Below are 20,444 nucleotides of genomic sequence, written 5' to 3'. Positions count from 1 at the left end.
CGGAATAAAGATGCAGACCGCCTGGATATGGATTAATAAATAATGTTGAAAAAATTAAAAAATATGATATTATTATTTACGGAAACAAACCGTATGCCTATGGTTTTTAAGGGGAGATAAAAAATGGATATAAGGGATATGCGGTTTCATGCTGAGAATCTGAAAGGCAGTAAAAATTGCCGGATGAGCGCTGCAAGCAAATGGAGTAAACTCATGGAAAAAGAGAAAATACTAAGAAATAAAACCTTTTTATATTTAACCGAGTTTTTTGCCGGTATGTCCGTGATGGCGGTGGAGTTGGGGGCCAGCCGGCTGTTGGCGCCGTATTTCAGTTCATCGCAAATTGTTTGGACGATTATTATCGGTACGATTATGATTGCTATGGCGCTGGGCAATGTCTACGGCGGCCGGAGCGCTGACCGGAACCCTAATCCGGATAAGCTGTACGGCCGGATTGTGCTGGCCGGGATTTGGATTGCGCTGATTCCGGCAGCGGGCAAGTATGTTATTTTAGCGGTGTCGGCGCTTTTGATTTTTACCGTCAGCAGCGGCTTTTTAATGATTGCCGCCTTTGCCGCCTGTATGATTATTTTTGTTTTTCCCCTGTTTTTGCTGGGAACGGTGACACCGTCGCTGGCCAAATATTCAACCGATAGTCTGGCTGAAAACGGCAAAGTTGTCGGCGCACTGGGAGCATACAATACCATCGGCAGCATTATCGGCACCTTTGTGCCGACCTTTGTAACCATTCCGGCGGTGGGCACGTCGATTACCTTTTTGCTGTTTGCCGGAATTTTACTGGTTTTGGCGGCGATTTATTTTATCAGTGTTCGGCGGGGCCGGCGCAAACTGGCGCTTGCGGCCGTAGTTTTTATGCTGTGCTGTGCTTTGGGCTATTCGGATTCCTTTGCTTTTTGGGAAACCAATCTCTTATATGAGGGCGAGTCGGTTTATAATTATTTGCAGGTTAAAGAAAACGACCAGCAGGTGATTTTATCCACCAATGTTTTGATCGGCGTGCAGTCGGTTTATATGAAAGAGGAGGAACTGACCGGGCTTTATTATGATTACGCGCTGGCTGGGCCGCTGATGGTAGCCGGTAAGCGCCCGGAAGAGCTGAAGGTTTTGATTTTGGGCATGGGCACGGGCACTTACGCTCTGCAATGCCGGCATTTTTATCCCGGCATTACGGTCGAGGGGGTGGAGATTGACGATAAGATTACCAAATTAGCGCGCGATTATTTTGCTCTGCCCGAGGATATCAAGGTAACCACCTATGACGGCCGGGCGTATTTAAACGCCGACCGGCAAAGCTATGACTTGATTTTGGTCGATGCTTATCAGGACATTACGATTCCTTTTCAGATGTCGTCGGTTGAGTTTTTTTCACTGGTTAAAACACATTTGAATGAAAACGGTGTCATGATCGTCAATATGAATATGCGGGGAACGGAGCCCGGCAACATTAATGAATATCTGGCGGATACGGTTGCTTCGCTTTTTGCCTGTGTCAAGGCAGTGAATGTGCCGGGAATCACGAACCGGGTTCTGTTTGTTTCGGATAATACTTCTTTGGCGGAAGAGCTGGCGGAAAAGGCAAAAGCGCTGGAAAATCCTAAACTAAAGGCGCTGATGGAAAAGGTGGCTGATGGCTGTACGGATTATCAGGCGGGGAATTATATTTTAACCGATGACAAAGCGCCGGTGGAGCTGCTGGGTATGAGAGTGATTGACCGGCTGATTCAGGAAGAGGCTGCTTATTACAAGGGCATTTATCAGGAAAAGGGCATTAAGGGGGTATTGGAGGCGTTTTAGAGGGCTTCGGGGAGCTTCTTTTCTGGCGGCAGTACAGAAACAGGCTTTTTTTTTGTGCTTAAGTTTTCATCGGATGATGGAATAACGAAGAAGGTTGGGGTCAGTTTTTAAAATCGGAAATAGTGAAATTTTAGTGAAAAAATAGTGAAATAATAGTGTAAAAAGCAAATCATCTTTTAGTTGACATTGCCGCTTAAAATGCTATAATAAAGACAAGTTAATAGACTTTTTATGGATTCAGTGAAATCGTCAAGAGAACGGAAAGACGCAAAAAATAAGAAAAGGCTTGTTTTGCGTCTTTTTATATTATTTTCTGCGGAAAGGAAAGAAAAAATGATTGATGTTACGGTAATCGGCGCAGGGGTGATTGGAGCGGCAGTTGCCTATTACCTGTCGCACTACGACTGCAAAGTAACGGTCTTGGAGAAGGAAAATGACGTGGCGGAAGGAACGTCAATTGCCAACAGCGGCATCGTTCATTCCGGGCATGATCCGCATCCGGGCACCTTAAAAGCCAGATTTAATGTGGAAGGCAATCGGATGTACCCGGAATTGTGCCGCCATCTGCATGTCCTTTACCGGCAGACCGGTGCTTTTGTGGTGGCGGTGAGTACCGAGGAAACGGAAACTTTAAAACAGCTAAAACAGCAGGCCGCCGATCGCGGAATCCCCTGCCAAGAAATGGATGGGGAAGCCGCCAGAAAGCTGGAGCCAAACTTAAGCGATCAGGTAATCCGGGTCTTGTCTTTGCCGAGCACCGGCGTGGTTGATCCGTGGGAGATTACCTTGGGACTGATGGAGGAAGCGGTTTTAAACGGCTGCGAATTAGAGCTGAATGAAAGAGTAACCGCCATTAAGCGGATGGAAGATCATTACGAAGTGACGACGGAGCGGGACGGGCAACAAAATATCCGGCGCAGCCGCTATGTAGTCAACTGCGCGGGAGTGCACGGCGATGATATTTACCGCTTGCTTGCGCCGGCGGCCGAGTTTCGGATTACGCCGCGGCGGGGGGAATATTTTGTGCTGGATAATGCGATTCAGCCCTTGGTCAGCCGGCCGATCTATCCGGTGCCGTCTAAGCTGGGCAAGGGGATTCTGGCAATTCCGACGATTCATGATAATGTCCTGCTCGGGCCGGATTCGGAGGAAATAACCGATAAAGAAAATGTCGGCACGGAGCGGAGCCGCCTGGATTTTATCCGGCAGGCGCTGACTAAGACTGTTAAAAACATCCCGTTTGATAAAGTCATCCGCAGCTTTGCCGGACTTCGGCCAACCGGCAGCAGCGGTGATTTTGTTGTTCGCGAGGAAGAAAATTATCCCGGCTTTATTCAGGCGATTGGAATTGAGTCGCCGGGTCTGACGGCGGCACCGGCAATCGGCAGGTATATTGCTGAGGAACTGATTGGGGCTAAGGAAGGCTATCCGCGGAAAGAAAATTATCAAAACCGGCGGCCGCCGGTTCGGCTGGGCGGCAAGAGCTTAGAGGAAAAAAATCAATATGTGGCGGCTGACGAGCGCTTCGGTCGGATTATTTGCCGTTGCGAATCGGTCAGCGAGGGCGAAATCATTGACTGTATCCAGAGGCCGGTTGGCGCCAGAACGGTTAAAGCTGTGAAAAAGAGGGTTCGGCCGGGTTCGGGCCGGTGTCAGGGCGGTTTTTGCGAGCCGCGAGTGGTTGAGCTGCTGGCCCGGGAACTGGGCGTTTCTCCGCTGGAGATTCTGTATGACAGCGGGCGCAGTCCGCTGCTAGTGGAGGAAACCAAACAGGCGAAAGGAGCGGAGCATGAAAACGGTTGACTTGGCAATTATCGGCGGAGGCAGCGCCGGCATGGCTGCCGCTTGCGGGGCGTATGAAGCGGGGATCAGGGATATTTTAATTCTGGAAAGGGATAAAGAACTGGGCGGCATTTTGCTGCAATGCATTCATAACGGCTTTGGTCTGCATTATTTTAAGGAAGAATTATCGGGGCCGGAATATGCCGAACGCTGGGCCGATAAAATAGAAGAATACCGGATTCCTTACCGGCTGGATACCATGGTGCTGGATATTTCTCCGGATAAGGTGATTACTTATACCAATGCCGAAAGCGGTTATCAGCAGATTCAGGCTAAAGCGGTGGTGCTGGCCATGGGCTGCCGGGAAAGAACCCGGGGCGCGATTCATATTCCGGGCTATCGGCCGGCCGGGGTTTGGACGGCGGGAACGGCACAGCGCTATTTGAATATGGAGGGCTATTTGGTTGGTAAAAAAATATTTATTTTGGGCAGCGGCGACATTGGTTTGATTATGGCCAGAAGAATGGCGCTGGAGGGAGCACAGGTGCTGGGTGTAGCCGAGATTATGCCGTATTCCAACGGGCTGCCTCGAAACATTCAGCAATGTCTGCGGGATTTTGACATCCCCCTGTATTTAAGCCATACCGTCACTAATGTGTACGGCCGCGACCGGGTCAGCGGAATTCAGCTGAGTCAGGTTGACGAGAAGCTCCGGCCGATTGCCGGAACGGAAAAGGACTTTGCCTGCGATACGCTGCTCCTGTCGGTCGGACTGATTCCGGAAAATCAGCTCAGTCAAAATGCGGGCCTCGGCCTGTCGCCGAAAACCAAGGGTGCACTGGTGAATGAAGCCAATGAAACCGAATGTCGGGGCATTTTTTCCTGCGGCAATGTGCTGCATGTGCATGACGTGGTTGATTTTGTCAGCGAAGAAGGGCTGCATGCCGGCCGCAGCGCCGCCGCTTATTTGCAGGGGTACTTAGCACAGGCGGAAGAAGCAGCAGCCGTAGCCGGTGCGGGGATTGGCTATGTGCTGCCGCAGCGGGTGCGCAAAAATCAGGGAGCGGATGTAACCTTTTCTTTTCGCGTGACCGGGGTGATGGAAAATGTGGAACTGGTTGTTAAAATAGACGGAAACGCGGTAAAATCGGTAAAGAAGAAACATTTGATTCCGGCGGAAATGGAAAGGATAACCTTAACCGCCGACGAATTAAACGGTTTGCAGGGCGAAATTCAGATAGAGGTTCAGCAGCGCGGTTGACGGTTTCGGTTTGACACAGGTTCTGATTCCGGCGGAAAAAAATATGAGCTTAACCAACGAAGAATTAGCCGGTTTGCAGGGCGAAGTTCAAATAGGAGTCCGGCGGCGTGCTGGCTTGGGCGAAAAGAGAAAAAATGCCGGATTTGGCAGGAGGAAAAGAATAGAAATGGATGAAAAGTTTATTTGTATTGTTTGTCCGGTTGGCTGTGAGCTTCAGGTTCGGACGGACGAAGCGGGCAATTTGCAGGCGGTGGCGGGGAACCGCTGCGGCCGGGGGAGAAAGTATGCCGCCGAGGAGTGCCGGATGCCGATGCGGATGCTGACTTCAACGGTTCGGGTGGAAAACGGGCGCTACCCGCGGCTGCCGGTGATTACCTCGGAGAGCATCCCCAAAGAGATGATTCCGCAGGTGATGGCGGCGATTAACAGCGTTACAGTGACCGCTCCGGTTAATTTGCGGGAAGTTGTGATTAAAAATGTGTGCGGGTTGCCGGCCGATATTTTGGCCAGCCGCAGTATGAAAGCGATTTAATATGAAAAAGGCGCGTCTGCATAGCGATATTTTATGTCGGCCGGCGAACAAAGACGCAGAGGAAGAAATAGAGAGTTTTGGGCGTGATTTAATATGGAAAAAGGCGCGGCGCATAACGATATTTTATGTCGGCCGGCAAATAAAGACGCAGAGGAAGAAACAGAGAGTTTTGGGCGTGATTTAATATGAAAAAGGCGCGGCGGCATAACGATATTTTATGTTAGTCGGCGAACAAGATGCGGAGGAAGAAAGCGAAAGGTTTGGGCGCGATTTAATATGAAAAAGGGCGCGTCTGCATAGCGATATTTTATGTCGGTCGGCGAACAAAGACGCAGAGGAAGAAATAGAGCGTTTTGAACGCGCGATTGGTAAAAACTTGGGAACAGAGCTTTGGCAATAAACGGAGGGAATGGGCATGAGGTATATTTTATCAATTGATCAGGGAACAACCAGCAGCCGGGCAATCTTATTTGATGAAGAAGCGCAGGTAGTAGGCATGGCGCAGAAAGAGTTCCGCCAGTATTTTCCCCAGCCGGGCTGGGTTGAGCATGATGCAAATGAGATTTGGCTGAGCGTACTGGCGGTAATGGCTGAGGTCATCACCCAATCCGGTGTCCGGCCCGAGGATGTGGCGGCGATTGGAATTACCAATCAGCGGGAAACGGCAGTCATTTGGGATCGGGTTACCGGCATGCCAGTTTATCATGCTGTCGTCTGGCAGTCCCGTCAAACCGAAGAAATTTGTGACCGACTGCGGGAGCAGGGCTGGCAGCAAAAAATCAAGGACAAAACCGGATTGTTAATTGATCCTTATTTTTCAGCGGGCAAGTGGCAGTGGATTTTGGAAAATGTGGCGGGGGCAAGGGAAAAGGCGGAAGCCGGGGAGCTGCTGGCCGGGACGATTGACAGCTTTTTGACATGGAAATTAAGCGGCGGTAAGGTGCATGTTACTGATTACAGCAACGCTTCACGGACGCAGCTTTTTAATATTCATACTTTGCAGTGGGATCAGGAGCTGCTGGATTTGTTTACTATTCCCCGGGCGATGCTGCCGGAGGTGAAACCGTCGTCCTGTCTTTACGGAGAAACGGCGGAATATCATTTCTTTGGGCAAAAAGTACCGATTGCCGGAATCGCCGGCGATCAGCAGGCGGCACTGTTCGGGCAGGGCTGCTTTGAGGTTGGCATGGTCAAAAACACTTACGGCACGGGCTGCTTTTTACTGATGCAGACCGGAGAAAAGCCGGTCAGTTCGGATAACGGGCTTTTAACCACGATTGCCTGGGGACTGGACGGCCGGGTAGAATATGCCTTGGAGGGCAGTGTTTTTGTAGCAGGCAGTGCGGTTCAGTGGCTGCGCGACGGTCTGCGGATGATTAAATCGGCGGCGCAGACGGAGGAATACGCCGACAGGGTGTCGAGCAGCGGGGGCATGTATTTGGTGCCGGCTTTTGTCGGTTTAGGCGCGCCGTATTGGAACAGCAGTGTTCGGGGAGCAATTTTTGGACTGACTCGGGGAACGACCAAGGAGCATTTTATTCGGGCGACCTTGGAGGCCATCTGCTACCAAAGCCGGGATATCATGGATTTGATGAAGGCCGAAAGCCGCTTGGAGCTGGATACGCTGCGGGTGGACGGCGGAGCGGTGCAGAATAATTTTTTGATGCAGTTCCAAAGCGATATTTTAAATGCCAAGGTAGAGCGAACCGTCAATCAGGAAAGTACGGCGCTGGGAGCAGCTTTTTTAGCCGGGCTGGCGGTTGGCATCTGGAAGGATAAGCGGGAGATTCTCAGTAAGATCAGTATTGACCGGACCTTTGCGCCGCAGATTAGTCAGCAGGAGCGGGATGCACTGTACGCCGGCTGGCAGCGGGCAGTAAAAGCGGCACAGGAGTTTTGATAAATGACAGGGATTGATAGTTGAGGGGATAAAGTGGAAGCTGCAGAGGAAAAGCATGAGATTGCCAAAAAATAAGATAAAGCATGAACTTACAAAATTATGGACAGGGGAACTTGCGGCTGTTATATCATTTTGGGTATGTTTTTTTACTTTAAAAGAGCGGCTGTTAAATACAAAGATGTTGATTTCTATTTTATATCCCTTAACTGTATTGAGTTTGATTCTTATTCAAGGTTCAATATATTGGTTGATTTTGTTAAAGAGGTTATCTGTGCCGCAATTTGCCAGAACAAATACAAGAAAGATATATGGTATACTTAGAATTATTGATTTTGTTTTATTATGCTTTGGCGCTCCGGTAATTATATTTAATTATGTTAATGTTAGTGTAATGCTGCTTGCAATTTTTATTTTGACATTTGCAGTAATTGAGTGGATAAACTATTACAAAATACGATTATCGTACAGTTATAATCCTTTGGTTTTATTGAAACGTATTAAAAATGGAAAACTGTCAAAGAGTAGATTAGCTAAAGAAATTAGTGATAGATAAAGCAAAAATTATCGGAGAGTTTTCACCGCCAGACCAAATGCTCCGCATTTGCTGCACTTCGTGCTCTTTGTCTGCCGGCGCGGCGCCGCAAAAGAAATATGCCCGCTGTGCGGTCGCATTCCTTTATGCTTGCGCGCTTCAAATTGGAAGTTGGGGGATATTATGATTATAAGAAGATTTCTGCCGGAAGAGGCGGAAGAAGTATCAAATTTGATTGCTAAAACGTTAAGAGAAGTCAACATCAAAGACTATACAATCGAATACATTGAAAATAGTGTTCAAAATTTGCAACCGAAAAATATCTTAGAGCGTGCGAAATGGACTCATTTTTATGTTGTGTGTGATGAAAATCGAATCATTGGCTGTGGTGCAATAGGTCCTTATTGGGATTATGAGAATGAAAGCAGCCTGTTTACAATCTTCGTGCTCCCTGAATATCAAGGAAAAGGGATTGGCCGAAAAATCATTGAGACTCTGGAACAAGATGAATACTTCCTTCGGGCAAAAAGAATAGAGATACCAGCCTCCATAACAGCAACGCCTTTTTACTTAAAAATGGGCTACACATTTAAAGGCGGCATCACAGAACCGGATGAGGAGTTGTTGATAAGATTAGAAAAGCATCGATAAATTAGAAGTTGTAGAGGGCTTTGAATGAAAAATGTTGTTATATATGTTCATGGTAAGGGTGGTAATGCAGAAGAAGCTAATCACTATAAACAATTTTTTGATGATAACTTTGAAATAATTGGATTTGATTATAAATCATTAAACCCGTGGGATGCTAAAATTGAGTTTATCAATTATTTCAACTCCATCATTTCTAAATATAATAAAATCTATTTAATTGCGAATAGCATAGGAGCATATTTTTCACTAATATCTTTATCAGATATGCCTATCGAAAAAGCAATGCTGATTTCGCCAGTTGTTGATATGGAAAGAATAATTTTGAATAGGATGAAATGTGAAAATATAACTGAAGATGAACTCATCTTAAAGAAAGAAATTGAAACTTCTTTCGGTGAATCTTTATCTTGGCAATACTTGAGCTATGTTAGGAAGAATACTATACATTGGGATATACCAACAAATATTCTTTTTGCTGATAACGACAATATAATATCAGTAGATACGATGACAAATTTTGCTAATAAAATAAATGCAAATCTAACAACAATGAGAGATGGGGGACATTGGTTTCATACAGAGGAACAAATGGCTTTTTTAGATAACTGGTTTAAAGAGAATATTTAATAACTTCCGGTTTATCATCCAGTTGTTCACCGCCAGACCAAATGCTACGCATGAAAGTTTTCGCCGCGGCCCTTTTAGGACGTCGGATTTTACTACGCCAAACCGACTGTCTGGTGAAGCGCCGCAAAATGAATATGCCCGCTGCGCGGTCGCATTCATTTGTGCTTGCGCGCTTCAAATTGGAAGTTGATGATTATAGGAGTTGAGAATGTCTGTAACAAGTTTTATTCTATGGATAAGGATGTATTTTCCAAAAGAGAAAGAAGTAGTTTGAGTTGATGAAAATTATGCGGATCAAATAGCGCTTTTATCAAATGGATCAAATAGAGGATATCAAAAAGTGATTAGAGAGCGTCGGTATATAAATATCGGATTTTAGAGATTAGCAAATTTAGAATTTTCGGAGGAGATCGTTATGAAATTATTTTTGTGCTCGCACTTTGCAGGTGTTGGAAATTTAATTAAAGAAGAAATTGAAATGAAAAAAGTGGTTTTTGTACCGACGGCTTCTGTTAATGAAGGCTATACCGGATATGTAGGTTCTGCAAGAAAACTATTTAATAAAATGGGAGCGATTGTTACGGAGATTGATATTTCAAAGGAAGATTTTTCAACGATAAAGTCAGCTTTTGAAGATGCAAATATTATTTATTTTACCGGCGGTAATTCATTTTTTCTTATTGACCAATTACGCAAGACAGGTGTTGCTGAATTGTTAAAGAAAGAGTTGGAAAAGGGAAAACTTATGATTGGTGAGTCGGCGGGAGCAATTATATGTGCACCAAATATTTCATATATTGAAAGAATGGATGAAAAGCCGGAAGGATATTCACAAACGGATGATAACGGACTTAATTTGATTGACTTTTATGTCCTGCCGCATTATCTTACAGCGCCATTTAAGAAAGTTACGGCTGCTATTTTAAAAGAGTTTTCCGATTTGAAGATATGTCCTATTAACAATCATCAAGCTATTATCATTGACGGTCAATCATCCAATATAATTGGAGAGTAGTGATCATGAAATAAAAGTCAAACCATAGCAATTTAGGATGACTTTTTTGTGTTTCGAGGTCTGAATTGTGAAATTTGAAAAACTTCTTTTGGGCGGCGCAGGATGTAAAATTACTGGAGAGATAAATTTATGTTTATTTAACGGAATACGCAGGAGAGGGATGGAATATGAAAGTAAAAAAAATAGGAATTGTCAGCTTATCCAGTGGGATGATGGGAGAGAGTTTTATTGAACATGAACTTAAAATAGGCAAAGAAAGATTAAAAAGATATGGTATAGAGATTGAGTTCTTGCCTCATGCACTAAAAGGGATTGACTTTATAGAGGCTCATCCCGAAAGCAGAGCAAATGATCTTTTAATGGCTTTTAAGGATGATTCAATTGATATGATTTTATGCGCAATCGGAGGAGAAGATACATACAGATTGTTACCTTATTTGTTTGAAAATAACGAGTTGGAAAGCGCCGTCAAACAAAAAATATTTTTAGGATTTTCCGATACAACTATGAATCATTTTATGTTAAATAAAGTGGGTATCAAAACATTTTATGGACAGGCATTTTTACCGGATGTATGTGAACTTTCTAATGAAATGCTGCCATATACCCAAAAATACTTTGAAGAGCTAATTACAACAGGGAAAATAAAAGAAATACGGCCCAGTGATGTCTGGTATCAGGAAAGAGAAGATTTTAGTGAGAATGCGGTCGGAACTGATATGGAAAAGCATACAAACACTGGATTCGAATTGTTGAGCGGCAAGCCGATATTTAAAGGAAAGATTTTAGGAGGCTGCTTAGAGCCGATATACAATGTGTTTGATAACTCCAGATTTAAGGATACAGTATCGGTTTGCAATAAATATCATTTATTTCCAAAACTTGAAGATTGGAAAAACAAAATTTTGTTGCTAGAGACCAGTGAGAAAAAGCCTCATCCGGACTTATTTAGAAAAATGATCAATACTATAAAAGAGTATGGAATATTTGATGTACTTTCGGGTGTTTTAGTTGGAAAACCTCAAAACGAAACATACTATGATGAGTACAAGAAAATTTTATTAGAAGAAATCTCTAATAAAGATTTATCCATTGTTTATAACTTGAATATAGGTCATGCAACACCGAGATGCATTATGCCATTTGGAGTTGATGCAGAAGTGGATATAGACAAACAAGTGATTGTTTTTAATTATTAAACCATGATTCCTTTATGCTTGCATGCTTCGACTTAGAATTTGTGGAGGTCAGTTAGTTGAGATATATACTTTTATTGCGTGGCGTAAATGTGGGTGGCAAGAATAAAGTATCAATGAGTGATTTGAAAGAATTATTGTTAAATGAGGGATTTGAAGCTGTTGATTCTTATATCAACAGTGGAAATTTGTTTTTCAGTAGTGCCCAAAACTGGGAAAGTTGTATCGCGAAAATAACATATGTGTTAGAAAGTAACTACGACTTTTCTATCCCTTTTGCTTTAATCACTAGAGAAGAGTATTTAGAAGAAAGAGCAGGATTGCCTGACTGGTGGGAGGGAGAGCTGGCAAGAAGAGATGTTTTATTCTTTTCGTGCAACTTGGATAAATCTGATATTCTTGACTTTATAGATAAATCTACATTTCATAATGAAATAGTGTATGTCGGGAAACACGCCGTATTCTGGGGGAAATATGATGAGTCGGAATACCTGAAAACTACCTACCATAAAAAATTAATGAAGCAAGATTTTTATAAGAAAATTACAATTAGAAACGGCAATACATTTGAAAAGATAGCAGAGATTTTTGAAAATGAAAGATAAATTTAAGAATTTTGAAGGTAACATAGATGAAGAAAGTAGTAATAAGTGCTGATGGAGACAGAAAAGTATATTCTGTTCCGGATGTTGTCGCAGACAATTTGAAGGAGGTAATCATAGTGAATGAATTTAATGAATTTGTTCGTGAGGTTTTTTCCGCAGCAGGTGATATTGTCATAAAATCCATGATGGGCGGATATCTTGTATACCTCAATGGTAAGCTGATAGGTGACATTGGCGATAATGAACTGTTTTTGAAGAGAACGCCGACATCAGACAGGCTACTTGCGGATTCCGAATTGCGTTATCCGTATGAAGGCTCAAAGACACTGATGCATGTATTTGATAGATTTGAAGATACGGCGCTTGTTCTGGAACTTCTGGATGGTATGTATACGGAGCTTCCGGAAAAGAAACCTGCGAAAGCCAGATGAGAAAGATAAACTGAAGTTTATCATGCAGCTGTAAAATTTTTAGTGTGTTTTTCAGGAACAGGCACAGAAGATAAAAATTATTGTTGAAATTATAACGGAGTTATCGCAATGATACCAAACAGGCGACTCTAATGAAGGGAGTATTCCCGTTCGTTAGAGCCGCCTTTTTATTGGAAAAAGCCTTGTCGTATGTGGAAAAGGCTTTGTTCATAGTAGGGCTGCTGACAGAAAACGTACCGGCGGAAAGACGTAGCCGCTGACAGAAAATGAGTGTACCGGCAGAAAAACGAAGCAGCCGGCAGAAAAACGAAGCGCACCGGCAGACAGGCGAGGTCTTTGGGCAGGGAAAGCGGAGCAAGAAACAGAAAAAGGCAAGAAAGAAAGTTGCAGCATTGAGATATTAATATTTTTCTTAAAAAAATGAAGGGATAAATTATAAAAATAAAGTCAAGGGCAAGAGACGGATTAAACAAATCGAAGAAAAAACTTAAACAAATCAATTTGAGCATTAATAAAAACAAGAAAAATAAAGCAAGATTGATTTAATTAATTTAGATATTAATATTTTTAATTTTGCTATTGACAAATTTAAGAGAATGGATTATAATAACAACATCAAAAGAAATGAAACTAAAACCAAGGCCAATGAGATGGATTCAGGATAGATCGAAAAGAAGGGAAGGAGCGAAAATGGCGAAAATAGTACTGGGCAAATGCCCGATTTGCGGCAGTAAGATGCAGGTGGTTAAGCTGCATTGCGACAGCTGTGATACCAGCTTAAGCGGCGAGTTTGAATTGGATAAGTTTTCTTATTTAAGTAGGGAAGAGAAATATTTTATTGAAGTCTTTATTAAAAAACGGGGCAACATCAAGGAAATTGAAAAGGAACTGGGTATCTCCTATCCGACCGTCCGGCGTAATCTTGACCAGGTGATTGAAGCGCTGGGTTATTCGGTGGAGGAAGCGGCTGACACACCGGAAAAAGAAAAGGAGAAAATCTTAGACCGGCTGGCTAAGGGAGAAATTACCAGTCTGGAAGCAATGGAACTGCTGGAAGAATATGATGAGGAGAATAGAGATGAGCGTTAATGATAAAAAAATGAAAATATTGGAGCTGATTGAGCGAAAAAAGATTACCGCCGAAGAAGGCATGGAGTTGCTGCGGATTTTGGAGAAAAAGCAAAAAAGAGAAGAGCAGAAGATTAGAAAAGCAGCCGGGCTGCCGGTGATTCGTCCATTTAAAAGAGAAGAGCCGCAGCGCGCGGAAATCGTGAAACTATCGGAAAATGAATATGAAGTTTTGCCGGCGGAGCAGAGCGGCCGGAAAGAAATCAAAAAGAAATCCGTGTTAGGCGGCTTTTCCTTGTTCAGCGGCCGGAAGTTAGTAATTCGGGTGGAGGAAAAGGGCAAGGCGGTTGTCAATCTGCGGCTGCCGCTGGGCGTGGCTGCACCGTTTATCAAAGGCGCACTGAAAGTCGGGCAGGCCAGTTCGCCGGAGTTTGCCGAATATATGAAATATGTTGACCCGAAAGAGTTGGAACGATATATCAATGCCGATCAAAAAGGCGTATTAGTTGATATTTATGATGAAAAGGACGATGAAAGAGTTTTTATCGGTATTGAATAAAGCTTAACAAATGAAATCTTTTTGCGCGGGAAATGAGCGTAAAAACGGTGTTGGCAGCATGAAATTATAAACTTTAAACCTGACATAATAAACGAACAAAATCCCGTCAAAACGCCATTCGGCTGTTTTACAAACTCACAAACATAGGACTTTCCTTGGCGAAGAGCCAAGGAAAGCGCCGCATATCTTAAAGGAGGAAAATCATGACCTTAGCACAGCAAAGACGACAAAAATTATACATTATTATAAGTCATTTATTTGGAAAATTAGGCAGCGGAATTTTTAGTTTTGGTATCGGACTGATGATTCTGCGGGAAACCGGCTCGGCCTCGAACTTTGGCTTTTCCCAGATTATCGGGCCGGTAGTTTCTCTGCTCTTGCTGCCGGTAACCGGCAGTGTCATTGACCGACTGAACCATAAAAAAATCGTAATCACTGCCCAAATATGCAGTATAAGCGGGATTTTGCTGTTTTTAGCGGCGGATAGGGCGGCGCTGCTGCCGCGGCTGAGCTTAATTTATATCCTGCTGACCATTTTGGCGGTGGCGGATTTATTCTTGGAAACAACGTATGAATCATCAATGGTTAACATGGTTGCTGCTGATGATGTTCAGCAGATTTTGTCGATCAAGCAAATCGTGCGGACGGTTTGCATGATTGCAGCACCGGTGCTGGGAGCGGTATTGTATCAACTTCTTAGCTTTGAGCTTTTCATTTCGCTGGAGATCGCTTCTGAAATTATTACTTTGCTTTTGGTTTTCGGCATTCATTTTTATATGTTTCAGGAAAGCCCCAAAACCGAAAAAGACGAGGCAGAGCAGCCGGAAGCTTCGTCGGGTCTGCGCGGCATGCTGACGATGTTTAAGGAAGGGCTGGACTTTATCAAAGCCAGCCCGATGCTGAGTTTTCTGATGGTTTTCTCGATGCTGATCAATTTTTTGATAGCCGGTGTTACCGCCGGCCTGCCCTTTGTCCAGATTCAGGTTTTTCGGCTGACCGATACGGAATACGGTATAGCCGAAGCAGCTTTTGCCGCCGGACTTTTGGCGGTCAGCATCACTTTAGCCGGACGCAAAGAAATGGATAAACCGATGTATCAGGCATGGCGCTTGATTATGGTTGTGTTTGGCTTGCTGCTGGGGATTGCCGGACTGATTTACGGGCGGCTCCCGCATACGCTTAATTTCGGCATGCTGACAGCGCTTTTAGCGGTGCTGGGCGGATTGATCGGGATGATTAATATTCCGCTTAATTTGTGGTCGATTAAAAATATTCCGTCCAAAATGCAGGGGCGAGTGTTCAACCTGATGGGAACCAGTTCTCAGCTTTTGATGCCGTTAGGGATTTTGCTGTTCGGCTTCTTGCTGGATTATCCGGTGCGGTCGGATTTGCTCTTTGCTGTACTGGCAGTTGCCGGAATGGTTTTGACCTTCTTTTTGCCAAGGATGCTGAAAGTATCACTGCAAGAAATATAAATAACGCCGTTTTTCTTGACTGAGGTCGATTAACCGCAGACCGCAAGGCTTATTTTCAGGGGGGAGCGGGCAATCAACTAAAAAATTTAAGAAAATAATAATCCGACCTTGTCGAAAATTTTATCTTTCGATCGGGTCGGTTTGCCTTTGGGCGGTATAAAATTTCAGTCGGTATTACTTAGCATTTGACGAAGCCCTGAAAAAAGGATATAATTACGGTGTTTATAAAAGACTTTATTAACGTTTCCGCCTAAGCTGTTTGTACTGTCTACCTAAAAAGAGCAGAGGATTTTGCTGAGCGGAAAAGCGATGTTAAAAAAGATAAGGAATTCAATGAATAAGGAATGGAAAAACTATAAAATTGGGATTATCGGCGGCGGGGCGGCGGGGCTTTTGGCGGCGGTGCTGCTGGCCAGAGCCGGCTTTGCCGTTACCATACTGGAGAAAAATGATAAAATCGGCAAAAAACTGCTGATTACCGGCAACGGCCGCTGCAATTTGTCGAACCGGCAGGCGGCGGCCGGTCATTATTTCAGCCGTTCCGGCAATTTGGCCGGCGGTATTTTGCGGCGCTTTCCGGTGGAAAAGACCTTGGCGGTTTTTGAAAGCTTGGGCATTACTGCCCGCGAACTGGAAGGCGGCAAGCTATATCCCTATTCGCTGGAAGCCAAGACCGTGGTGAAAGCCTTTCTCTATCAAATGGAATATCTGGGAATTGAAGTGATTTACGGGGCGGAAGTAACGGCTTTGCGTAAAAAGGAAAACTGGCAGGTTTTTTACCGGCAGAAGGACTTGGCGGAAAATGACCGGCCGGAAAAAAATAAATCGGGGAAAGACAAATTCCCGAAAAATAAGGCGCTTCCGGAGCCGAAAAGCCGAATCTTTCAGGATATTATCTTGTGCACCGGCGGCATGAGTTATGCTGTCAGCGGCTCGGATGGGCAAGGTTATGAACTGGCGGGAGGACTCGGCCATTCGCTGATTCCGCCGCGCCCGGCCATTGTGCAGTTGGTTATGCAGGAAAAATCCTTTCCTTACTATAAGCATTTGCAGGGAACCAAAACCGAAGCGGCACTGACCTTATATGATGCTCAAAATCAGGTGCTACGCCGGGAGCGGGGCGAACTTTTATTTACCGCTTACGGTGTATCGGGGCCGCCGGTGCTGTTGCTGTCAACGACGGCTGCCTATGCTTGGGCGGAGGGCAAGCGTTTGAAGCTGGCCGTTAATTTTCTGCCGGAAATGGAAAAAGAAGAGGTTTCCCGGTTTTTGCGGGAAAAGTTAAAGACTTTGCCCTACTTCAGCGTGGAGCGGCTGCTGGAAATGTTTTTGCCCAATCGCTTAGTTGGCGTGCTCTTAAAACATACCGACATCCCAGCGGGCAAGACGGCCGCGGAAATCAGCGAAAAGGAGCAGCATAAAATCGTTTCTTTTTTAACAGAACTGGAGCTGGAGGCGGAAAAACCCTATCAATGGCAGCAGGCGCAGGTAACTGCCGGCGGCATTTCCTGCCGGGAAGTGGATGCAGCTACGCTGGAATCCAAAAAGGCGGCGGGGCTGTATCTGATCGGTGAAATTTTAGATGTAGACGGCGACTGCGGGGGCTTTAACCTGCAATGGGCATGGTCGTCGGCGATGGCGGCCGCGACGGCCATCAGCCAAAAAAGAGGTGGCAATGAAATATAAAATCAGTGATTTTCGGGTGGATTTTCGGGTAACGCAGCAGGAATGGGACAGACTTCTAAGCAAGAGGCTGCGGGGAGAACAGATTTTATCCTGTCAGGTTTTGCGCCGCTCGGTTGACGCCCGCAAAAATATTCTATTTGTGTATCATTTAGCGGTGGAATTAAACCGCCGGCTGAGTGAGGTCGAGCAAAAGGCGCTAAATGTGGAAGAATATGCCGAGGAAGAGTATCGGCTGCCGTGTTCGGCGGAGGAGGGGCAAAGAGCGATTGCCGGGGCGGCCGGCGGCCGGCCGGTGGTGATTGGCAGCGGCCCGGCTGGACTGTTTGCTGCTTTGATTTTAGCGGAATGCGGCTTTTGTCCGCTTGTTTTGGAACGCGGGGAAGCGGTTGAAAAAAGGCAGCAAAGCGTAGAGCATTATAACCGGACAGGCGAATTAAAGGAAAACAGTAATATCCAGTTTGGCGAAGGCGGAGCGGGAACTTTTTCCGACGGCAAATTAAACACCGGTGTCAAAGACAGCGGCGGCCGGCGGATGAAAGTGCTGCGCGCCTTTGTCAGCTGCGGGGCGAAAGAAGATATTTTATACGAAGCTAAGCCGCATATCGGTACGGATTATTTAATTCGGGTAGTGGCCGCACTTCGCCGCCGGATTGAAGAACTGGGCGGCGAGTTCCGCTTTGAAACCAGAGCCGACCGGCTTTGCACGGAAGCGGGAAAAGTTAGGGCGGTTTTGACGGAGGCGGGAGAGGAGATCCCGGCGGAAACCGTCATACTGGCGATCGGCCACAGCGCCCGGGACACCTTCGCCATGCTCCGGGAGCAAGGCGTAGCGATGCAGGCTAAGCCCTTTGCCGTCGGTCTAAGGATTGAACACCGGCAGGAGCTGATTGACCGCAGTCAGTACGGACAGTACGCCGGCGACCGGCGGCTGCCGACGGCCGAATATAAGCTGACGCATCAAGCGGAAAACGGCCGGCGGGTATACAGCTTTTGTATGTGTCCGGGCGGCCGGGTGGTCAACGCCGCTTCTGAGCGGGGGCGGCTGGTTTGCAATGGGATGAGCTGTCAGGCCAGAGATTTGGAAAATGCCAATTCGGCGATTTTAGTCGGAATTGATGAAAGAGATTACGGTCCGGGCGTGTTGGCGGGGCTGGACTATCAACGGCGGCTGGAAGAAGCGGCTTTTTGCTTGGGCGGCGGGGATTATGCCATGCCGGTGGAGACTTTCGGCGACTTTAAAGCCGGACGGACGGAAAACTTTCAAATCGGCGGGGTGAAATCATCGCTTGAGTGCCGGAGTTGTCCGGCGGACCTGCGAACGCTCTTTTCACCGGAAATCAATCAGGCTTTGGTGGAAGGAATAACGGCTTTCGGCCGGAAAATAAAGGGCTTTGATCAGGATGATGCCCTTTTGACCGGAGTGGAGGCGCGAAGTTCTTCGCCGGTCAGGATTTTGCGGGATGAAGATTTTGTGTCGCCTGCTTGCCGGGGGCTTTACCCTTGCGGCGAGGGAGCCGGTTACGCCGGCGGCATCATGTCGGCGGCAATGGACGGGATTAAGACGGCGGAAAAAGTGATTGAAGCATATATAAGGAGGAATCAATAAAATGATACTGGATACTTTAAACCAAGCGGAAAAATATTTTGACCTCAGTCCAAGGATTAAAATGGGATTGGAATATTTGCAAAAGACAGATTTCAGCCAGGTCAAAGACGGCACTTATGAGCTGGACGGAAGAGATGTGTTTGTGGCGGTCATGAGCTATAACTCCAAGGAAAAGGGGCGGTTTGAAGCGCATGAGCAGTATATTGACATTCAGTACATAATAGAGGGCAATGGCGAGATCATGGGCTATGCACCGGTGACGGAGCTGGGAGAGATGACCGAGGCCAAGACGGAAAAGGATATTTATTTTTACGATCAGGCGGCGGAAGGGATTAAGCTGACCGTGAAAAAGGGGATGTTTGCCATTTTTATGCCGCAGGACGGGCATAAGCCGGGCTGTATGCTGACCGTGCCGGAGCCGATCCGCAAGGCGGTGGTTAAGGTAAGAGTGAAATAGAAAAATCGCAGAAAGGCGGACAATATAATATGAAGCAAAAATATTCCGAAAGAGCTTTGGCGGTCGCACCGTCAATGACATTGGAAATCACGGCCAGAGCGGCTGAATTAAAAAACAGCGGAGCGGATTTAATCAGCTTCGGTGCCGGTGAGCCGGACTTTGACACGCCGGCGGCGATTAAACAGGCGGCGATAGGAGCCGTTGAAGGGGGATTTACCAAATATACCGCTACTGCCGGAATCCCGGCTCTGCGTCAGGCTTTGGCCGATAAGCTGAAAAGGGATAACAATCTGGAGTATGCAGCCAATCAGATTATTGTTACCAATGGCGGCAAACAGGCGATTTATAATGCCTTGCAGGCGATTTTAAATCCCGGCGAGGAAGTGATTTTATTTGCGCCGTATTGGCTGAGTTATCCGGAAATGATTAAAATGGCCGGCGGTCAGCCGGTGGTTCTGCCGACCTGTTTAGAGGAAAAATATTTGCCTGACCTTGATAAGCTGGAGCGGTTGATTACACCGAAAACCAAGGCAATCCTCTTTAATTCCCCCTGCAATCCGACCGGTGCGGTTTATCCGGAGGAAGTTTTAAGAGGCCTGGCTGAGCTTGCCGTTCGTCATGATTTGTGGGTGCTGTCCGATGAAATTTATGAAAAACTGGTTTATAACGGCAAAAAGCATATCAGCATCGCTTCGCTGGGAGAGGATATTTTCCGGCGCACCATTGTTCTTAACGGTTTTTCTAAGGCATATGCCATGACCGGCTGGCGCTTTGGCTATGCGGCCGGAGAGAAAGAAGTGATTGCCATTATGACCCGGCTGCAAAGTCACCAAACCTCCAATGTCAATTCCATTACCCAAAAAGCAGCGCTGGCGGCCTTTTCCAGTACGGAGTTTCCGGCTATGTATGAGGCTTTTGACAAAAGGCGGCAGTTTATGGTAAACTATTTGCGAAGCATTCCGCAGGTTCGTTTTGCGGAACCGGACGGGGCGTTTTATGTGCTGCTGGATGTGCGGGAGTTTTTGGCTAAGCGCGGCATCACCGCGGCGGAAATGGCTAAGGATTTGCTTGAAAAGCAATTTGTGGCAGTGGTACCGGCGGATGATTTCGGCATCTTGGGGCATATCCGCTTATCCTATCCGATTGACACCGCTAAGATCGAAGTCGGCCTAAGCCGCTTGAAAAAATATTTGCTTACCGTTTAGGCAAGCAGATATTTATGTATACTATGTCGATGGAGAGCTTG

At 45.8% G+C, this 20,444-nt stretch carries 20 protein-coding genes; all 20 read left to right on the top strand.

All coding sequences use genetic code 11. The annotated features are described in order from the left end of the window. Positions 1-213 precede the first annotated feature (213 nt). The 20 genes from C3V36_00935 to C3V36_00840 all read left to right on the top strand — a co-directional run bounded on the left by C3V36_00935 (position 214) and on the right by C3V36_00840 (position 20,403). Complete coding sequence (locus tag C3V36_00935) at positions 214-1,815, top strand: spermidine synthase (GenBank protein ID AVM70388.1); 1,602 nt, start codon at positions 214-216, stop codon at positions 1,813-1,815. 231 nt (positions 1,816-2,046) lie between these two features. Next, a complete protein-coding gene (locus tag C3V36_00930; protein ID AVM67950.1) occupies positions 2,047-3,618 on the top strand; it encodes an FAD/NAD(P)-binding oxidoreductase in 1,572 nt (523 codons plus the stop codon). Further along, positions 3,605-4,858, top strand: a complete 1,254-nt coding sequence (locus C3V36_00925) for a pyridine nucleotide-disulfide oxidoreductase (GenBank protein ID AVM67949.1) — start codon at positions 3,605-3,607, stop codon at positions 4,856-4,858. The genes C3V36_00930 and C3V36_00925 overlap by 14 nt, the downstream gene beginning before the upstream one ends. A gap of 166 nt (positions 4,859-5,024) precedes the next feature. Then, positions 5,025-5,390: a molybdopterin oxidoreductase gene (locus C3V36_00920; protein ID AVM70387.1), complete on the top strand. Its 366-nt coding sequence runs from the start codon at positions 5,025-5,027 to the stop codon at positions 5,388-5,390. 1 nt (position 5,391) lies between these two features. Next, positions 5,392-5,574: a hypothetical protein gene (locus C3V36_00915; GenBank protein ID AVM67948.1), complete on the top strand. Its 183-nt coding sequence runs from the start codon at positions 5,392-5,394 to the stop codon at positions 5,572-5,574. A 225-nt stretch (positions 5,575-5,799) separates the two neighbouring features. Beyond that, complete coding sequence (gene glpK, locus C3V36_00910; protein ID AVM67947.1) at positions 5,800-7,290, top strand: glycerol kinase; 1,491 nt, start codon at positions 5,800-5,802, stop codon at positions 7,288-7,290. A 55-nt stretch (positions 7,291-7,345) separates the two neighbouring features. Beyond that, entirely contained in the window at positions 7,346-7,843 is a 498-nt protein-coding gene (locus C3V36_00905) for a hypothetical protein (GenBank protein AVM67946.1), read from the top strand. A gap of 162 nt (positions 7,844-8,005) precedes the next feature. Then, on the top strand, positions 8,006-8,473 hold the full coding sequence (locus tag C3V36_00900) for a GNAT family N-acetyltransferase (GenBank protein AVM67945.1): 468 nt from the start codon (positions 8,006-8,008) through the stop codon (positions 8,471-8,473). A gap of 24 nt (positions 8,474-8,497) precedes the next feature. Further along, positions 8,498-9,100 (top strand): alpha/beta hydrolase, encoded by a 603-nt coding sequence (locus tag C3V36_00895; protein AVM67944.1) that lies wholly within the window; start codon positions 8,498-8,500, stop codon positions 9,098-9,100. A gap of 415 nt (positions 9,101-9,515) precedes the next feature. Next, positions 9,516-10,115 carry a peptidase S51 gene (locus C3V36_00890; GenBank protein AVM67943.1) on the top strand — a complete coding sequence of 200 codons (600 nt, stop codon included), beginning with the start codon at positions 9,516-9,518 and terminating at the stop codon, positions 10,113-10,115. Positions 10,116-10,282: 167 nt separating this feature from the next. After that, on the top strand, positions 10,283-11,314 hold the full coding sequence (locus C3V36_00885; GenBank protein AVM67942.1) for a carboxypeptidase: 1,032 nt from the start codon (positions 10,283-10,285) through the stop codon (positions 11,312-11,314). Between the two features lie 56 nt (positions 11,315-11,370). Next, positions 11,371-11,916 (top strand): phosphopentomutase, encoded by a 546-nt coding sequence (locus C3V36_00880; GenBank protein ID AVM67941.1) that lies wholly within the window; start codon positions 11,371-11,373, stop codon positions 11,914-11,916. A gap of 116 nt (positions 11,917-12,032) precedes the next feature. After that, on the top strand, positions 12,033-12,347 hold the full coding sequence (locus C3V36_00875; protein AVM70386.1) for a competence protein TfoX: 315 nt from the start codon (positions 12,033-12,035) through the stop codon (positions 12,345-12,347). A 690-nt stretch (positions 12,348-13,037) separates the two neighbouring features. Further along, on the top strand, positions 13,038-13,436 hold the full coding sequence (locus C3V36_00870) for a hypothetical protein (GenBank protein AVM67940.1): 399 nt from the start codon (positions 13,038-13,040) through the stop codon (positions 13,434-13,436). Further along, positions 13,426-13,974 (top strand): hypothetical protein, encoded by a 549-nt coding sequence (locus C3V36_00865; protein AVM67939.1) that lies wholly within the window; start codon positions 13,426-13,428, stop codon positions 13,972-13,974. The genes C3V36_00870 and C3V36_00865 overlap by 11 nt, the downstream gene beginning before the upstream one ends. A 203-nt stretch (positions 13,975-14,177) precedes the next feature. Beyond that, on the top strand, positions 14,178-15,449 hold the full coding sequence (locus C3V36_00860; protein ID AVM67938.1) for a hypothetical protein: 1,272 nt from the start codon (positions 14,178-14,180) through the stop codon (positions 15,447-15,449). Positions 15,450-15,740: 291 nt separating this feature from the next. Continuing rightward, complete coding sequence (locus C3V36_00855) at positions 15,741-17,135, top strand: hypothetical protein (protein ID AVM67937.1); 1,395 nt, start codon at positions 15,741-15,743, stop codon at positions 17,133-17,135. Continuing rightward, positions 17,125-18,741 carry an FAD-dependent oxidoreductase gene (locus tag C3V36_00850; GenBank protein AVM67936.1) on the top strand — a complete coding sequence of 539 codons (1,617 nt, stop codon included), beginning with the start codon at positions 17,125-17,127 and terminating at the stop codon, positions 18,739-18,741. The genes C3V36_00855 and C3V36_00850 overlap by 11 nt, the downstream gene beginning before the upstream one ends. A 1-nt stretch (position 18,742) precedes the next feature. Then, positions 18,743-19,198 (top strand): YhcH/YjgK/YiaL family protein, encoded by a 456-nt coding sequence (locus C3V36_00845; GenBank protein AVM67935.1) that lies wholly within the window; start codon positions 18,743-18,745, stop codon positions 19,196-19,198. A 29-nt stretch (positions 19,199-19,227) separates the two neighbouring features. Beyond that, entirely contained in the window at positions 19,228-20,403 is a 1,176-nt protein-coding gene (locus C3V36_00840; GenBank protein AVM67934.1) for an aspartate aminotransferase, read from the top strand. The last annotated feature ends 41 nt before the right edge of the window (positions 20,404-20,444 follow it).

This window comes from Lachnospiraceae bacterium oral taxon 500 (genome assembly GCA_002999035.1).
Lineage (GTDB): Bacteria > Bacillota > Clostridia > Lachnospirales > Vallitaleaceae > W11650.
The sequence above is the reverse complement of the archived record's forward strand: the minus strand, read 5'-3'. Positions and strand labels throughout refer to the sequence as shown.

What these genes read in the sequence shown, in the direction of transcription:
- C3V36_00935 (AVM70388.1), top strand. Translation starts at nt 214, where the DNA reads ATGGAAAAAGAGAAAATACTAAGAAATAAAACCTTTTTATATTTAACC.
- C3V36_00930 (AVM67950.1), top strand. Translation starts at nt 2,047, where the DNA reads ATGGATTCAGTGAAATCGTCAAGAGAACGGAAAGACGCAAAAAATAAG.
- C3V36_00925 (AVM67949.1), top strand. Translation starts at nt 3,605, where the DNA reads ATGAAAACGGTTGACTTGGCAATTATCGGCGGAGGCAGCGCCGGCATG.
- C3V36_00920 (AVM70387.1), top strand. Translation starts at nt 5,025, where the DNA reads ATGGATGAAAAGTTTATTTGTATTGTTTGTCCGGTTGGCTGTGAGCTT.
- C3V36_00915 (AVM67948.1), top strand. Translation starts at nt 5,392, where the DNA reads ATGAAAAAGGCGCGTCTGCATAGCGATATTTTATGTCGGCCGGCGAAC.
- glpK (AVM67947.1), top strand. Translation starts at nt 5,800, where the DNA reads ATGGGCATGAGGTATATTTTATCAATTGATCAGGGAACAACCAGCAGC.
- C3V36_00905 (AVM67946.1), top strand. Translation starts at nt 7,346, where the DNA reads ATGAGATTGCCAAAAAATAAGATAAAGCATGAACTTACAAAATTATGG.
- C3V36_00900 (AVM67945.1), top strand. Translation starts at nt 8,006, where the DNA reads ATGATTATAAGAAGATTTCTGCCGGAAGAGGCGGAAGAAGTATCAAAT.
- C3V36_00895 (AVM67944.1), top strand. Translation starts at nt 8,498, where the DNA reads ATGAAAAATGTTGTTATATATGTTCATGGTAAGGGTGGTAATGCAGAA.
- C3V36_00890 (AVM67943.1), top strand. Translation starts at nt 9,516, where the DNA reads ATGAAATTATTTTTGTGCTCGCACTTTGCAGGTGTTGGAAATTTAATT.
- C3V36_00885 (AVM67942.1), top strand. Translation starts at nt 10,283, where the DNA reads ATGAAAGTAAAAAAAATAGGAATTGTCAGCTTATCCAGTGGGATGATG.
- C3V36_00870 (AVM67940.1), top strand. Translation starts at nt 13,038, where the DNA reads ATGGCGAAAATAGTACTGGGCAAATGCCCGATTTGCGGCAGTAAGATG.
- C3V36_00865 (AVM67939.1), top strand. Translation starts at nt 13,426, where the DNA reads ATGAGCGTTAATGATAAAAAAATGAAAATATTGGAGCTGATTGAGCGA.
- C3V36_00860 (AVM67938.1), top strand. Translation starts at nt 14,178, where the DNA reads ATGACCTTAGCACAGCAAAGACGACAAAAATTATACATTATTATAAGT.
- C3V36_00850 (AVM67936.1), top strand. Translation starts at nt 17,125, where the DNA reads ATGAAATATAAAATCAGTGATTTTCGGGTGGATTTTCGGGTAACGCAG.
- C3V36_00845 (AVM67935.1), top strand. Translation starts at nt 18,743, where the DNA reads ATGATACTGGATACTTTAAACCAAGCGGAAAAATATTTTGACCTCAGT.
- C3V36_00840 (AVM67934.1), top strand. Translation starts at nt 19,228, where the DNA reads ATGAAGCAAAAATATTCCGAAAGAGCTTTGGCGGTCGCACCGTCAATG.